The following is a 13,814-nucleotide window of genomic DNA, read 5'->3' on the forward strand; positions in this document are numbered from 1 at the left end:
ATAACATATAGAAGTAATTTCATACTGTTAAACCTATTCAAGCTATGAGAGACGAGAGAAGAGATAATTACAGAGACAGAGATAGAGATAACTACCATACCGATCCGGATGCTCGCTGGCTGCATGGGCACCACCATGGGCAAAACTCAGACCGCGGAAATTTCACTGTAGATACCCATTTTAACCGTGGCTATGGTACTAATAGAGCTAGCCAGTATGGCGATCCTACAAGTTTTAATAGTAACGCCGATCAGTGGCAGATGTATCCACAGGGGCGTTTCCAGTCTGGTGGCGCCCAATATAGTGGCAAGGACTATACACGCAACAACAACAGCGACAATCCATATGGTATGACTTACGTGCCGAACGATGACCATAATTCCGGCCGACATTATGATCCACAAGCAGATTATTCAGATAGAGATTATGATGATCTGAGTAGAAGAGGTCAGTCAGACTACCGCTATGGCTTAGCGGACGAGCGGTTCGGCCATGATGTGCGCAGAGGAGACAATGAAGGCAATTGGGCCCGCGGATCACGTGGGGATGATGAATCGTATCGTCGCTATGAGCATCGCAACCGCATGTATGATAATGACTATAGTACAGGCTTTGCCGGCCGTAACTATGCTCGCGGTGAGCAACACTACCGTGAAGGACAGCACTATAGCGATATGGACACTTGGCAGGGGCAAAGCGACCAGAACTACGAGCGCTATATGCGAGACCGTGACAGACGCTAAAGCAGAATATTAGATTATGTAACTAATAGCGGCAGTGGGCTCATGCCCGCAGCCGCTCATACTTTTTAACTATGAGAAACGACAGAGATAATATGCATTACGGCGACTTTAGCCGACAGTACAGGCAGGAAGGCCATGATAATCACAACCATTGGCGCTTCCATGGTCGTGAACATGCCCACCTTGGTGATACCCGAAACGAGCCCGGAGAACGTTATCGCATTCAACACAGCGATGACTATGGTCGTAGGGGAGGCCCAGCAGGCACACGTGAAGACGCCTATAACGAAACTTATGGCATCTCTAACTATACGGACAATCCACGGTCAGTCGACTATGGCTTACCTAGAGGTGCAGAAAATGATTTAGATTATGTAGGTAACTTCCCTTACAACGAGGGTCCTTATGCTGGACGCCCGCGCCATTACGCTTACAACATGGGCTACAACCCTAATTACGATAATCCCGAGGAAGGTGACATGTACCGCGATTTTGATAGCCGGGGCAACCATGGTTACCGTCATGATCCAGGCTATGGCAACATGGACCAGTTCAGAGATTTCGGCGACGATCATTATGGCAGCCGGGACAAAACAGACAACAACTACTATGGCCACTTTGGAGGCTATAACAGGTAATTGCATCACTATTATGTAACCATTCTGAATGAGAAGGGGTACATTGTATAAATTTCCATCTGAGAAAAAGGCCGCAGCAGGAGCTGTGGCTTTTTTTATGCCTTTATTTTCTACCAAATCTGCCTACGGGAAAACAAGAGGTAAGAAAAAAGATTCTAATGTCCTTGACATCGGGAAAACTATGTCGTATGTTTACGTCATACTACACAATGTATGACTTATACTAAAGCCACACAGTTCAGCCAAGAGCAGCAGGAGGTAGCACGTATTGCCAAAGTACTGTCTCACCCGGCCCGTATTGCTATACTACAGCACCTTGCAGAAACCAAAACCTGTATATCAGGCGACATTTCAAATGCATTGCCGCTAAGCCGCACTACTGTATCGCAGCATCTGCAGGAGCTTAAAAATGCAGGACTGATAAAAGGAGAGATAGATGGCCTTACAGTTTGTTATTGCATCGACCAGGATCAATTTGAAAAGGCAAAGCATTTATTAGAAGCAATACTCTCAAATATAAAGAGTACATGCTGCGCAGATGGGTGTGGTTGCTAAACATAAGGAATCAACCAGAGTAAAAATTATGACTACTTCAGTTTTCCCTCGCATGCACGTGAGCCTCTACGTGTCCGACATAAGCAAAACAGCTGAGTTCTATACCGCATTCTTCGGGCAGGAGCCAGTTAAAGTTAAGCCACATTACGCTAAGTTTGTTCTCGATAATCCTTCACTTATTATCTCCTTTGTAGAGAACCCTGAAAGGGTACAGCAGAACTTCGGCCACTTAGGTTTCCAGGTTGAGACAAAGCAAGAGCTGGAGGAGCGACTGGAGGTAGCAAGAACCAATGGCCTTCTTTCGAAGGAGGAGATTGGCACCGCTTGCTGCTATGCTGTTCAAGACAAGTTTTGGGTTAATGACCCGGACGGGGTGCAGTGGGAGGTATACTACCTTCATGAAGATGCCGAATTCAACGACCCGCACTACGAGCTCTCAGATGCAAGTGCTTGCTGTATGCCACCAGCTAAGGATGAAAAGCCTAAGGTGCAGCTAACAGATATCAGCTTTATGTTTGACGATAATATTTCTTGCTGCGCACCTGATAGTGGCTGCTGCTAATCCTGTGATAACATTCGATTACCACTGATAAATAAACGATATCTCTTAGTCATACTTGAAATATGAAAATTGCTTTCTTTAGTGACGTACATGCTAATTTGCCTGCTCTTGAGGCTATACTACAAGATATGAATCAGAAGCAGCCTGACATGGTATACTGCCTCGGCGACCTAGTGGGGTATAATGTTTGGGCAAACGAAGTGGTTGAGCTTATCCGGCAACACCGTATTCCAACAATAGCAGGTAATTACGATGAGGGAGTGGGGCTAAACAGCGGTGACTGTGGCTGTGCCTACAAAACTGAAGAAGACAAAGACAGAGGTAACCAATCTATTGCCTATACTAACAGCATAATAAGTGAGGATAACAGAAGCTATCTTCGTCAGTTACCGCGCCACTTAAGAATTGAGTTTCAGCCTCAGGAGGGAGAAAAGCTAAGTATACTACTGGTGCATGGCAGTCCTCGCAAGATTAACGAGTACTTGTTTGAAGACAGGCCGGAGAAAAGCCTGCTTCGAATGATGGAGGAGGCTAATGCCGACATCATGCTCTTTGGGCATACGCACAAACCCTTTCACCGTCAGTTAGCATCTGAAGGGGGAGTATTTAGGCACGCCATAAACTTAGGTTCTGTGGGCAAACCAAAAGACGGTGACACCCGTGCCTGTTATGTTATGCTAGAGCTGGATGAGCGTAGTAGCTCTGCCGTGGCAGAAAGTATTAAAGCAGACTTTGTGCGAGTACCTTACGATGTGGAGCAGGCTGCTAAGGCTGTAGAAGACAGCCCGCTGCCTAATGCCTTTGCCGATATGCTACGGCAGGCATATTAATCTTTACCTCTTTTATTTCTGTGTCATGTCTACTTGTAACCCAACATACAAACGCAAGCGCCTTTCCTTTTTAGACCGCTACCTCACCCTTTGGATATTTCTGGCTATGGGAGTGGGCGTGGCATTTGGCTATCTTATACCAGGTGTAGAAGGCTTTATTAACCAATTCCAGCGCGGGACGACAAATGTTCCCATCGCACTTGGCTTAATCCTGATGATGTACCCGCCGCTGGCAAAAGTAAGGTACGAGCAGTTGGGGAAAGTATTCCGAAATTTTAAGGTACTATCTGTCTCGCTGGTGCTAAACTGGCTCGTGGGGCCTGTACTAATGTTTGCTCTGGCTGTTCTGTTTCTGCGCGAATACCCTGAGTACATGGTAGGCCTAATCATGATTGGCTTGGCGCGTTGTATTGCCATGGTAATAGTATGGAATGAACTGGCTGAGGGTGACAGGGAATATGCTGCAGGATTGGTTGCCTTTAACAGCATATTTCAGGTGTTGTTCTATAGTTTATTTGCCTATCTGTTTATCACAGTACTGCCACCTTATTTAGGAATCAAAGCGGAGGAGATAAGCATAAGTATGGGAGAAGTGGCAGAGAGTGTGGCCATATACTTAGGCATACCTTTCGCTGCAGGCTTTATTTCAAGACTTGTGCTCAAGAACTTGAGAGGTGAGGAGTGGTATCAGCAAAAGTTCTTACCAGCCATTAGTCCCATCACTTTGGTTGCCTTACTGTTTACTATAGTGGTCATGTTCAGCCTTAAGGGCAATACTATTGTAAGTATACCTTTCGATGTGCTGCTACTTGCTGTGCCGCTGTGTATCTACTTTGCAGTTATGTTTCTGGTAAGCTTTTTTGCAGGTAAAGCCGTGGGAGCAGACTATTCTCAGAACGCGGCCATTTCCTTCACAGCAGCAGGTAACAATTTTGAACTAGCTATTGCAGTGGCGATAGGTGTCTTTGGAATTGATTCAGGCCAGGCTTTTGCCGGAGTGGTAGGGCCACTGGTAGAGGTCCCGGCACTTATCCTTCTGGTAAACGTAGCCCAATGGCTTCGCAAACGTTTTTACACTCCTAAAGAGGGTGAAGTTTATACTTCATAAAGCTCCTGCATAGAATAAGCATTGAGTGGGTATCATCAATCTCCTAAATATAGGAGGTAGCTAAAATCTCTCCTTGTACAGAATTCCTTCAGACTTCTTCAGTAAATTACCGTTTCTGAAGAAATCTATGAAAGTACTTGTTATAGAAGACGAGGAGGCTCTAAAAGAATCTATTGTGGCCTACCTGCGGCAGGAGGGCTATCTCTGTGATGCTGCAGTAGATTATAAGAGTGCACTTCTTAAAACAGCTTCCCACCACTACGCCTGTGTGGTGGTCGATCTCACCCTACCTGACGGTAACGGTCTTAATATTGTCCGTTCACTTAAAGAAAACTACGAAAACACAGGAATTATAATCATTTCGGCTAAGAATGCGCTGGATGATAAAATAACTGGGTTGGAAGTAGGAGCAGACGACTATCTCACAAAGCCATTCCACTTATCTGAGCTCAATGCAAGGATAAAATCTGTGCTACGCCGAAGAAACTTTAACGGGCATAAAGTGCTGCGCGTAGGGGAAGTAGAGGTGCAGCCTGATGCAGCCGAGGCGACAGTAGCAGGAAAGCCTCTTACACTTACCCGCAAAGAGTATGATCTGCTGCTATACTTTGTGTCAAACCGCAACCGCGTTCTCACAAAAGAGTCTATTGCTGAGTACCTCTGGGGGGACCACATAGAAATGCTGGATTCTCTGGATTTCGTGTACACGCATATCAAAAATTTGCGTCGCAAAATAGTAGAGGCAGGCGGCGCAGACTATATTCATACCGTTTATGGGCTAGGGTATAAGTTTACGAGCCCATGAGAGTACTAACCAAGACCAGTTTATACTATCTGTTAGTGTCGTTGGTGGTATTTGCAGTAGGCGGTACCTCTTTCTACCTCATGCTTCGCGAGGAAATTTACGATGAGGTAGATGACCAGCTCTTCACGGATAAAGAAAACATCATTTCTTACATCCGGCAGCACAACAGACTACCAAATGTGACCTCTGGTATTTCCGAGGCTATACTTGTAAGGGACGCTGATCCAGATAACCTGATCATGGAGCAGCTTTCCGATACCCTCATTTATAGCTCCTATGATGAGGAGGATATTCCCTTCCGGCAATTGACGTTTACGGTGTACCGTCAGGGAAAACCTTATGAGTACACCATCTTTAAATCTTTGATGGATTTTCAGGACCTGACCGAAAGTACCGTTTTGGCTATGTTCTGGATTTTCCTGTTGCTGCTGGTGGGTTTGGTTTATGTAAACTACTACATTAACAAGTATACCTGGCGCCACTTTTACGATACACTGGCAAAGATAAAAAGTTATACCTTAAGCAGGCAGAAGCCTCTTGAGCTGCAGCCTAGTAGTACGAAGGAGTTTGAAGAGCTGAATCAGGTGCTTCAAAGCATGACAGGTAAAATCCATAGTGATTACCTGAATCTGAAGGAGTTTACAGAAAATGTGTCGCACGAGATTCAAACGCCTTTAGCCATAGTTAGCAGTAAGGTGGAGCTGTTTATGCAGTCAGAAAACTTGACGGAGGAGCAGGCCAAACTCTTATCGGATATGTATGGTGCTGTAAACCGCCTGGCCCGCCTGAACAAATCCCTTATTCTGCTTACCCGCATCGAAAACAGGGAGTTTAAAAGCAAAGAGCAAGTGCCTCTACACAGGCTATTGCAAGAGCAACTTACGCATTTACAGGACATCATAAGTATGCGCGGCCTAACGGTAGAGCTTGAGGCATTGGAGGAAGTATACTTGTACATGAATAGCGGACTGGCAGATATACTGCTTCAGAACCTCCTCAATAATGCAATCAAGCATAATCATCAAGGCGGCAGCATTAAGGTTATACTTACATCACATAAGCTCTGTATCAAGAACACAGGCGAAGCCCCACAGGATCAGCCCGAAAGGTTGTTCAACCGTTTTCATACCGGCCACGATACAGTAGAGTCGCTAGGAATCGGTCTTGCCCTGGTAAAAAAAATCTGTAACCTGTACGGCCATATTCCGAAGTATAGCTTTTCTGCTGGGGAGCATAGCTTGTGTGTTTATTTTACCTAAATGCTACTATAGCTCAATATCCTTCAGAATTTCTTCAAAATCTTCGCGTATACCCAATTACGAAGATAATCAAGAGTATGAGACTACAATGAAAACGAAAAAACTAAAGATAATATTAGGCTTATCCTTGGCACTTAGCACTACTGCCTGCGATAGCTTTCAGGAAAGCGTGGATGTGCCGGAAGTAGTGCAAACGCAGTTTGACAATTTGTACCCTGCAGTAGATAAGCTGAAGTGGGATGAGAACCCAGGTGGCTACCAAGCAGCTTTTGAGCTGAGCGGGAGATCCAGAACAGCACATTTTGACGCGCAGGGGAAGCTGCTAAAAATAGACGAGGAGATAGAAAGTCAAGGCCTTCCAGAGGAGGCGTTAGCACTTATGCAGCGCCAATACGACAAGTATGAACTGGAAGAAGCCCGCAGGGTTCAGACAGGAGAGCAGACTACCTATGTGGTTGAACTGGATTACCAGAAAGATAAGCTGGAGTTGACTTTCAATGAAAAAGGACAGCTGCTAAAGCAGGAAGAAATAGAAAACAGTAAAGTCTCTGCCCAATTTGCTTCTATTGCAGACTCTTTTGGTGCTGCCACGCTTAATGAAAATGCCTTTGCTAAGCCCGTAACAAAATGGGAGCTGCCGTCTAGGCTGAAGGAAGTATCAGGTATAGCCTTCTTGCCAGATGGCCGTATGGCCTGTGTGCAGGATGAACAGGGTACCATATTTATCTTTAACCTGGACTCTAAGAAAATTGAGGGCCAAGTCAGGTTCGGCAGCCCTGGAGACTATGAAGGTATAGCCGTAGATGGTAAAAAGGCTTATATCCTACGGAGTGATGGTACTGTGTTCGAGGTAGCTGACCTTACTACTAACGAGCCACAGGTAAAGAAATATGCTTCCGTTTTGGCTGGTAGCCAGAACACTGAAGGGCTGGCACTTGATAAGGAAAATAACCGGCTCTTGATTGCCTGTAAGGGCTATGATAAACGTCTTGGCCAAAACAAAGGTATCTATGCCATCGATTTAGCCTCTGGTAAAATGAATCCGAAGCCAGTGGTTACAATTCCGATGGACCAGGAGGTGCTGAAAAAATCAGCTGGAAAGAAGAAGAAAGGCTATGATTTACTACAGCCTTCCTCTTTGGAGGTGCACCCACAGACAGGCGATTATTACCTGCTAGATGCTGTGAACCAAAAAATCATGGTAGTGGAGAAAAATGGCAAAATAAGTCGTGCAGCTACTTTAGATAAAGACCTGCTCAGGCAGCCAGAAGGCTTGGCCATTACTCAGAACGGAGAGTTATACATCGCCAGCGAGGGTAATAAGAACAGCAGTGGCGTCATTCTTAAGTATGAAGGAGGCCTTTAACAGGATAGGTTTTTGTGTTGTTGAAAGCGGGATAAGAGAAGCTAATTCTCTTATCCCGCTTTTACTTTTATAAATCCAGCCACTGCTTGAAATCAGCCGCACGGCTACTGCTGACAGTTTGTTCGCTGTTTACTTTAGGGTGTAGTTCCAGCGCCAGGCGACCTTTGAAATAGGGTTTTACTTCCTGCACTGCATTTATGTGTACCATCAGGTGCCTGTTTGCCCTGAAAAAATCAGAAGAATTTAACTGCTCCTCCAATAGATCTAAAGTGTAGTTGATGATGTGGCGCTTTCCTGCATGTGTCACCAGGAAAACAACACCCTCTTCAGCTAAGAAATAAGCTACTTCCTCTACCGGTACTGCTTTGATAGATTGCCCAATTTTAACAAGGAAGCGAGAGCGGTTCTGCTGTTGTGATGGTTGCTGAACCAACTGGTTTAAATTGCTCAATTGCTGTGTCAGAGCCTGGTGCTGCAACTCCTCATGTTTTTTAAGTGCTTTGGCAACATCAACTGGCTTAATTGGCTTAAGTAAATAGTCGATGCTGTTTACCTTAAATGCCTCTATAGCATACTGGTTATAGGCCGTCGTAAAGATGACTGAACATTTGACCTCCACTTGCCGGAAGATTTCAAAGCTGTTGCCATCTGAAAGGTGTATGTCACAAAAGAGGAGGTCGGGGCTAGGCTGAAGCGTTAGCCATTCTACTGCTTCCTCTACGGAGGGAAGTATGGCCAGCACCTCAGCCTGTGGGCGTAACTTCTCTATGATTGCACCCAACGCTTCGGCTGCAATATCCTCATCCTCGATGATAGCTATTTTCATACTGCTCAATTTTTAGCAAAGGAAGTTTAACAATAAATTCATCCTCATTCTGTATTATTTCTACCTCTCGATCAGTCAGGAAAGCATAGCGCTTTTTTATATTTTCCAGCCCTAACTGAGTTGATTTAACTTCTTCGAGGCGTGGCTGCAGGTTGTTTTGGACAACAAGGGCTTCCTCTGAGGTATAGATATGTATATGTAGAGGTCTCTGAGCGGTTGAGCCGTTATGCTTGATAGCGTTCTCCAGGAGCATCTGTAAAGAAGTAGGCGGAAGTGATAAATGCATCCTTTCCTGCGGAACATCTAAATGAAATTCAACTTTACTTCCAAAGCGGGTTTTCATTAAGTACATGTATGCTTCCGCTAATTTCAACTCCGTTTGTAAAGACACCAGTGTTTTCTGTCCGTTATCCAGCAGCGCCCGGTATACCTCCGATAGCTGCTCCAGAAACTGTGCTGCCTGGTTCTGGTTTTTATAAATTAAAGAGTTTAATATATTTAAGCTATTAAACAGAAAGTGTGGATTTACCTGAGTCTTTAACGTTTCCAGCTGTGCCTTAAAGCTTTCCTTCTGCAACTGTTCTGACCTTATAAACTCTTCCTGAAGCTGCTTTCGCTCCCGATGCCGTTGTACAAAGTAGTAGAAGAATAAAGATATGATAGCACCTACTGTAGTACCGATCCTTACCCGAATTGGCAAGATCTCCATCTCAGGGTACAACACATAGGTGGGTATGTAGACAACCACTAAACACAGCAGCAGGCATACAGCTATAACAGTTGCTGCTTCAATAGCATCACTTAGGTAGGATGGGAGTCCAGGAAAAAGTTTTGAGCTGAAGAACCTAGAAATATGCTCATGCATCCAGAAGGTGGATAGTAAAAACAGGAATACTAGTATGAGTTCTTTCAAGATGCCCATATTTAAAACCCAAATGGTGCCAAGGTTTATAAAAACAAAGGTATAGTAGAAGGCTATAGCTGTAAGTGCTGCTATCCCTGCTTTTCTACCAACTGAGCTGAATTTTAAAGGCATTCCTGAATCCTTTTTATTTTGTGGTTTCTGCTGTACAAGTAAAGAATTCTACAGCTTATTACAAACCAACCATAAGGTATACAAGTAGCTTTGCTGCTCTCTGTTGCTTCTATATCAATCAAGCTAAAAACCGTATCTCCGTTTCATCTACCCGATATCCCATTTCAGTAGGCACTTATCCCATTTCATCAGAACCTGATTTCATATAGGCTTTGGGTACCACACCTTTGTACTGTCGGCAGCAAAACTGCCTTACAGGTTGTAAATCCTTAAAGCTATATAACTATGAAATCTTTACACATTTTGATTTTCCTTTTACTTCTCAGCCTGACCAATCAGGCACTTGCGGCAAAGGATGGCTCCTTGAAAGGGCAGGTTTTGGATGGTAGAAATCAGCCCCTTGGTTTTGTTAATGTAGCCGTGGTTAAGGCTGCGGACAGTGCCGTAGTGACAGGGGCAATTGCCGATATAGAGGGACGCTTTGTAATTGCAACTCCGTCTCCTGGCAAGTATAAATTAAAGATCAGCATGGTCGGGTATCAAACATTACTAACTGCCGGGTTTGAGATTACTGCTGCGAGTCCTGGCAGAGACTTCGGTACGCTGATAATGCAAGAGGATGCACAGCTGCTGCAAGAGGTAACAGTCCAGGCCATGCGCCCAACAGTAGTAGCCTATGCCGATAAAGTTGTGGTTAGTGTTGAGAATACTGCACTTGCAGGTGGCAGTACCGCTTACGAAGTACTCTCCAAGTCTCCAGGTGTGTGGGTAGACCAGGACGGAAACATAAAGCTGAACGGTAAGGCCGGAGTACAAATCATGATCAACGGTAAAATGTCTTACCTAAGCGGAAAAGAGCTGCAAAACCTGCTACAGAGCATGTCAGCCGATAACATCAAGGATCTGGAGATTAGAGCAAACACTTCTGCTAAGTATGATGCTGAAGGTGGAGCCGGTGTCATTAACATCAACCTGAAAAAACATGAAGGGACAGGGTTTAATGGCAGTGTGTATGGTGGCTACAGGTACAGTGAGTTGCATGGTTACACGGCAGGGGCTGAGATCAACTATAAGCTTAAAGCCTGGAGTTCTTATGCTACTGTAGATGTTGCAGAAAGAACCCACTTCCGCACAAATCTAATGCAGCGTGAGTTTGATGGGCAAAAAGACAGCCGTTTGAACCAGAACATACGTGAAGAAGGTACTCGTTTTGTTCCAACCATGCGTTTCGGAACAGACTATGAGCTGAACAAAAACCACTCCCTGGGACTACTCGCAGGTATTTCTATTTATAAGACGGAGGATAATCTGAGAACAAAAGCACTGCTGCATAATGGTGACACAGCGGAGGATATCTTTATTGATGCACGAAATATTTCCAAGTCTGCTAATACCAACAGCACGATTAACCTACACTACCTAGGCAAGCTTGACACATTGGGATCAATCCTTTTGTTTGATCTGGACTATGTGAGGCTAAAGAGCCAAGATAGAGCATCCTTCCTGAACCATTGGGATAGCCTGGGCACCGACTCTTTCGTGTTGGTGGAGCAACTGTTAACTGATAACCCTAATAGCTACGATATATACTCTGCCAAAGCTGATTTCTCTAAACGGATAGGTAAGGCGGGCAAATTAGATCTGGGTGCCAAGGTTAGCCATGTGGTTGCTGATAATGAGCTACAGTTCTATAGTGTATTTGATGGCAAAAAAACATTGAATGATACTAAAAGCAGCCATTTCATCTATAAAGAGAACATTTACGCGGCATACGCTTCTTATGCAACACAGCTAGGAGAGAAGTGGAAAATAAATGCCGGCTTACGTGCTGAGCAGACAAAGGCCACAGGAAACTCAACTACTTTAAATCAGAAGTCTGAAAGATCGTACCTCGACTTGTTCCCAAGCCTTTCTTTTCAACAGACGATAAGCAACAACTACCAGATCAATTACAGCTACAACAGAAGTATAAACAGGCCACGCTATGGCGCCCTGAACCCCTTCATATTTTACCTGGACCCATATACCTGGGTTACTGGCAACACAGGCTTAAAGCCGCAGTATACTAACTCTTTTGCAGTAACACAGGTAGTAAATCAAGCCTACAGTTTTACACTTGGCTATGCTGTCACTAAAGATTACATGACTGAGATTCCCGAGCAGGATCCTGAAGCTAAAACAACAGTTTTTATGCAGCAGAATGTAGAGGACCTGAAAACATGGAACGCGACACTGGTGGCACCTATACAGGTTTCCGTGAGATGGCAGATGAACAACAGTGCTACTCTTGCTTACCAGCACTTTAGCAAAGAAATAGAAGACATGACGCTGGAAAATGAGCAGCTCACATTCTCTGTGCAATCGAGCCACCATGTTCAATTGCCTAAAGAAGTACGGCTGGAGCTAAATGCTGCTTATCAGGGTCCCGTAGCCTATGGTATGTATCATATCGATGCTAATTGGGGTATAGATGCTGGTTTGAAGCGATCCTTCTTTAATGATAAACTGGATGTTGGCTTAAGTATAACGGACATCTTTAAGACACGCAGAATTAAGGGCGGTACGAACATCAATGGGAACATTATAGCCTCCAAACAATACACAGGTTCACAAAGCTTCAGGGTAAATCTTCGCTATCGTTTTAGTAAGGGGGCAGAGTTCAAAGCTAGTAAGAGGAACGTTAATCTAGACGAGGTAAATAGAGCAGGAGGTAATTGACATTCCCACCGCTAAAGCAGGTGGGATTCTTGGGCTACCTGGCTACTGCGACCGTATATCTCCCAAGCTGAAACGGTCTGCCCGACCGCCTTATTTCTTATATTACTAGCTGCGTTCACATCCCTGTCCAGGACATGTCCGTTAGCTCTGGGTCCAATACCTGTCTGATAGTTTCAGGTCGGTGTTACGCCAACCACAAACCCAGCAATCCTGAGAAGTATGGTTTGGGGCTACCTTCACAAGCTCCCGACCATACCACTCAGGACTTGTATTCCAGCATCTGCACGAACTGATACCATCCAGCGTCCGATATTGATTTGGCTAACTTGTGGTTCTGAACCATATGCTGTATTTGAAGCTGTTCAACAACAATCGCTTGGCTCTCGCGAATGAGTTGCGTGCTGAGTTTATGGTGGAAGTCCTTGCGGGTGTTGCTGACTTTCAGGTGCAACCTGGCCAGCTTTGCGGCAGCCTTTCGCCTGTTGCTACTACCTTTCTTCTTCCTCGATACAGCACGTTGCGCTCTCCTTAACTGGTGCTGATAGCGGTATAGGTGTTTAGGATTGTCTACAACAACACCATCAGACGTGACAACGAAGGATTTTATACCAACATCCAAACCTACCACGCTATCGGTTTGTGGAAGCGGTGCTATCTCCACCTCACAGCACAGGGTCACATGCCACCCATCTGCTTCCTTGACAACGCTGCCTGTCCTGATAACCCCCTGCACATCCTGTGACTTGCGGTATTTCACCTTCCCGATCTTAGGTAGCTGGACTGTACAGGTATTCTCGTGCAGCTTCACCCCCTGCTTGTAGGTGAAGGAGCGATACTGGCGAACCTGGGGAACCTGGGGAATCCCTTGCCCTGCTTGAAGAAACCTTCGTAGGATTTGAAGAGCCTATCGGTCACTTCCTGCAGTGTCTAAAGAGTGCACGCACCCGATCCATTCCACGTCCCTGGCGATAGCAGAGAGCTCTTGCTGCATCTGGTTCTTGCTGATGGAAAGCTGGTGGTTCGAGTAGAGTTGCCTCTTGTAGTCCAGACACAGGTTGTAGACATACCGGCACGAACCGAGCCACTGGGCGAAAGTCTGTGCCTGCGCCCTGGTGGGTTTGAGTTTGAAACGGTATGTCTTGATCTGGTTCACTGGTTCTTCTGGCGCCTTGCCCGGTGCAGGGCATGTTTGCTGCAGCAAAGGTAACAGCCGGCAAGTGCAGGCGGTAGAACATAGGGTAAGATCGAACCCAACAAAAGTGAAGGAATGCTGCACCACATCAAGCGTTGGGGAATAAAGCCGAATTCATCCCTTGGCTAAAGACCCAAGTGCGAGGGCTTTCTTTGGCATTTAATCGTAATATTTTA

At 45.3% G+C, this 13,814-nt stretch carries 15 protein-coding genes; 10 read left to right on the forward strand and 5 right to left on the reverse strand.

Annotation, left to right across the window (positions count from 1 at the left end; translation table 11 throughout):
• Nucleotides 1-44: 44 nt before the first annotated feature.
• The 9 genes from PKOR_RS17405 (at nt 45) to PKOR_RS17450 (ending at nt 7,866) form a co-directional block, all read left to right on the forward strand.
• The gene (locus PKOR_RS17405; protein WP_046312407.1) at nt 45-743 is read left to right on the forward strand and encodes a hypothetical protein; all 699 of its coding nucleotides are present in this window, start codon (nt 45-47) and stop codon (nt 741-743) included.
• 71 nt (nt 744-814) lie between these two features.
• Nucleotides 815-1,381, forward strand: a complete 567-nt coding sequence (locus PKOR_RS17410; protein WP_046312408.1) for a hypothetical protein — start codon at nt 815-817, stop codon at nt 1,379-1,381.
• Nucleotides 1,382-1,594: 213 nt separating this feature from the next.
• On the forward strand, nt 1,595-1,936 hold the full coding sequence (locus PKOR_RS17420; RefSeq protein ID WP_046312410.1) for an ArsR/SmtB family transcription factor: 342 nt from the start codon (nt 1,595-1,597) through the stop codon (nt 1,934-1,936).
• A gap of 28 nt (nt 1,937-1,964) precedes the next feature.
• Nucleotides 1,965-2,498, forward strand: coding sequence for an ArsI/CadI family heavy metal resistance metalloenzyme (locus PKOR_RS17425; RefSeq protein ID WP_158453793.1), 534 nt, complete (start codon nt 1,965-1,967; stop codon nt 2,496-2,498).
• A gap of 62 nt (nt 2,499-2,560) precedes the next feature.
• The gene (locus PKOR_RS17430) at nt 2,561-3,328 is read left to right on the forward strand and encodes a metallophosphoesterase family protein (RefSeq protein WP_046312411.1); all 768 of its coding nucleotides are present in this window, start codon (nt 2,561-2,563) and stop codon (nt 3,326-3,328) included.
• 25 nt (nt 3,329-3,353) lie between these two features.
• Complete coding sequence (arsB, locus tag PKOR_RS17435; RefSeq protein ID WP_046312412.1) at nt 3,354-4,436, forward strand: ACR3 family arsenite efflux transporter; 1,083 nt, start codon at nt 3,354-3,356, stop codon at nt 4,434-4,436.
• Nucleotides 4,437-4,563: 127 nt separating this feature from the next.
• A complete protein-coding gene (locus PKOR_RS17440) occupies nt 4,564-5,241 on the forward strand; it encodes a response regulator transcription factor (RefSeq protein WP_046312413.1) in 678 nt (225 codons plus the stop codon).
• On the forward strand, nt 5,238-6,500 hold the full coding sequence (locus PKOR_RS17445) for a sensor histidine kinase (RefSeq protein WP_046312414.1): 1,263 nt from the start codon (nt 5,238-5,240) through the stop codon (nt 6,498-6,500). Before PKOR_RS17440 ends, PKOR_RS17445 begins: the two co-directional genes overlap by 4 nt.
• Before the next feature lie 88 nt (nt 6,501-6,588).
• Nucleotides 6,589-7,866, forward strand: coding sequence for an SdiA-regulated domain-containing protein (locus PKOR_RS17450; RefSeq protein ID WP_046312415.1), 1,278 nt, complete (start codon nt 6,589-6,591; stop codon nt 7,864-7,866).
• Between the two features lie 67 nt (nt 7,867-7,933).
• On the opposite strand, the gene PKOR_RS17455 is transcribed toward PKOR_RS17450, so the two are convergent.
• Nucleotides 7,934-8,692: a LytR/AlgR family response regulator transcription factor gene (locus PKOR_RS17455; protein ID WP_046312416.1), complete on the reverse strand. Its 759-nt coding sequence runs from the start codon at nt 8,690-8,692 to the stop codon at nt 7,934-7,936.
• Nucleotides 8,667-9,728 carry a sensor histidine kinase gene (locus tag PKOR_RS23650; RefSeq protein ID WP_052738932.1) on the reverse strand — a complete coding sequence of 354 codons (1,062 nt, stop codon included), beginning with the start codon at nt 9,726-9,728 and terminating at the stop codon, nt 8,667-8,669. The genes PKOR_RS17455 and PKOR_RS23650 overlap by 26 nt, the downstream gene beginning before the upstream one ends.
• 285 nt (nt 9,729-10,013) lie before the next feature.
• Between PKOR_RS23650 and PKOR_RS17465 the strand changes: the two genes are divergently transcribed.
• Nucleotides 10,014-12,446, forward strand: a complete 2,433-nt coding sequence (locus PKOR_RS17465) for a TonB-dependent receptor (protein ID WP_046312417.1) — start codon at nt 10,014-10,016, stop codon at nt 12,444-12,446.
• 141 nt (nt 12,447-12,587) lie between these two features.
• Here PKOR_RS17465 and PKOR_RS26140 read toward each other — a convergent pair whose 3' ends face one another.
• From PKOR_RS26140 to PKOR_RS23660, 3 genes are read right to left on the reverse strand one after another with little or no spacing between them, the layout of a single operon-like run.
• Nucleotides 12,588-12,749, reverse strand: coding sequence for a zinc ribbon domain-containing protein (locus PKOR_RS26140; protein WP_084694827.1), 162 nt, complete (start codon nt 12,747-12,749; stop codon nt 12,588-12,590).
• On the reverse strand, nt 12,706-13,341 hold the full coding sequence (locus tag PKOR_RS23655; RefSeq protein WP_084694828.1) for an RNA-guided endonuclease TnpB family protein: 636 nt from the start codon (nt 13,339-13,341) through the stop codon (nt 12,706-12,708). Before PKOR_RS23655 ends, PKOR_RS26140 begins: the two co-directional genes overlap by 44 nt.
• Nucleotides 13,342-13,350: 9 nt before the next feature.
• Nucleotides 13,351-13,725 carry a helix-turn-helix domain-containing protein gene (locus PKOR_RS23660; protein ID WP_158453795.1) on the reverse strand — a complete coding sequence of 125 codons (375 nt, stop codon included), beginning with the start codon at nt 13,723-13,725 and terminating at the stop codon, nt 13,351-13,353.
• Nucleotides 13,726-13,814 lie beyond the last annotated feature (89 nt).

The organism is Pontibacter korlensis, assembly GCF_000973725.1.
In the GTDB taxonomy this organism is placed as follows: Bacteria; Bacteroidota; Bacteroidia; order Cytophagales; family Hymenobacteraceae; genus Pontibacter; species Pontibacter korlensis.

Coding starts and splice junctions, on each gene's coding strand:
- PKOR_RS17405 (WP_046312407.1), top strand. CDS start 45: ATGAGAGACGAGAGAAGAGATAATTACAGAGACAGAGATAGAGATAAC.
- PKOR_RS17410 (WP_046312408.1), top strand. CDS start 815: ATGAGAAACGACAGAGATAATATGCATTACGGCGACTTTAGCCGACAG.
- PKOR_RS17420 (WP_046312410.1), top strand. CDS start 1,595: ATGACTTATACTAAAGCCACACAGTTCAGCCAAGAGCAGCAGGAGGTA.
- PKOR_RS17425 (WP_158453793.1), top strand. CDS start 1,965: ATGACTACTTCAGTTTTCCCTCGCATGCACGTGAGCCTCTACGTGTCC.
- PKOR_RS17430 (WP_046312411.1), top strand. CDS start 2,561: ATGAAAATTGCTTTCTTTAGTGACGTACATGCTAATTTGCCTGCTCTT.
- arsB (WP_046312412.1), top strand. CDS start 3,354: ATGTCTACTTGTAACCCAACATACAAACGCAAGCGCCTTTCCTTTTTA.
- PKOR_RS17440 (WP_046312413.1), top strand. CDS start 4,564: ATGAAAGTACTTGTTATAGAAGACGAGGAGGCTCTAAAAGAATCTATT.
- PKOR_RS17445 (WP_046312414.1), top strand. CDS start 5,238: ATGAGAGTACTAACCAAGACCAGTTTATACTATCTGTTAGTGTCGTTG.
- PKOR_RS17450 (WP_046312415.1), top strand. CDS start 6,589: ATGAAAACGAAAAAACTAAAGATAATATTAGGCTTATCCTTGGCACTT.
- PKOR_RS17455 (WP_046312416.1), bottom strand. CDS start 8,692: ATGAAAATAGCTATCATCGAGGATGAGGATATTGCAGCCGAAGCGTTG.
- PKOR_RS23650 (WP_052738932.1), bottom strand. CDS start 9,728: ATGCCTTTAAAATTCAGCTCAGTTGGTAGAAAAGCAGGGATAGCAGCA.
- PKOR_RS17465 (WP_046312417.1), top strand. CDS start 10,014: ATGAAATCTTTACACATTTTGATTTTCCTTTTACTTCTCAGCCTGACC.